This is a genomic window from Georgenia satyanarayanai, from assembly GCF_023715365.1.
GTDB lineage: Bacteria > Actinomycetota > Actinomycetes > Actinomycetales > Actinomycetaceae > Oceanitalea > Oceanitalea satyanarayanai_B.
Window position 1 is genome coordinate 1 of the sequence record NZ_JAMBNZ010000087.1, and the last position, 463, is coordinate 463.

Here is a 463-nt window from a genome sequence, read left to right on the forward strand (position 1 = left end):
GAAGAACACTCCCTACCGCGACCCGAACGTCCTCGCGGGAGTCAGCGACGACTCGGCCCAGTACAAGGCGCTCGACATCGCCGTGCGCGTGGGGGAGTTGTTGCTGCGCTGCGGGGCGAGCACGCGTGACGTCGAGTCGAGCGTCGTCGCCGTCGCCGCATCGGCGGGGCTGCGCCGCCTCGAGGTCGACATCACGAACCAGGCGCTGCTGCTGCAGACGCCGTCACCGCATCCGGGCCATCCGCCGCTGACGATGCTGCGCGTCGCCCGTTCGTCGACGCGTGACTTCTCCCGGCTGACGGCCGTGCACCAGTTCGTCGAGCGCCTCGTCGCGGGCGGCATGGATCTCGACGAGGCGACGAAGCAGTTGCGGCGCATCCAGCGGATGCCGCGGCTGTACCCGCGATGGCTCGTCTCGGTCGCGTTCGGTGGTCTCGCCGCGTCGGTCGCGACGATCCTCGGT

1 protein-coding gene is annotated in these 463 nt (G+C 70.4%); it reads left to right on the plus strand.

Annotation, left to right across the window (positions count from 1 at the left end):
• The coding region (locus M3148_RS17130; RefSeq protein WP_251305932.1) for a threonine/serine exporter family protein at positions 1-463 on the plus strand (463 nt) is incomplete at both ends.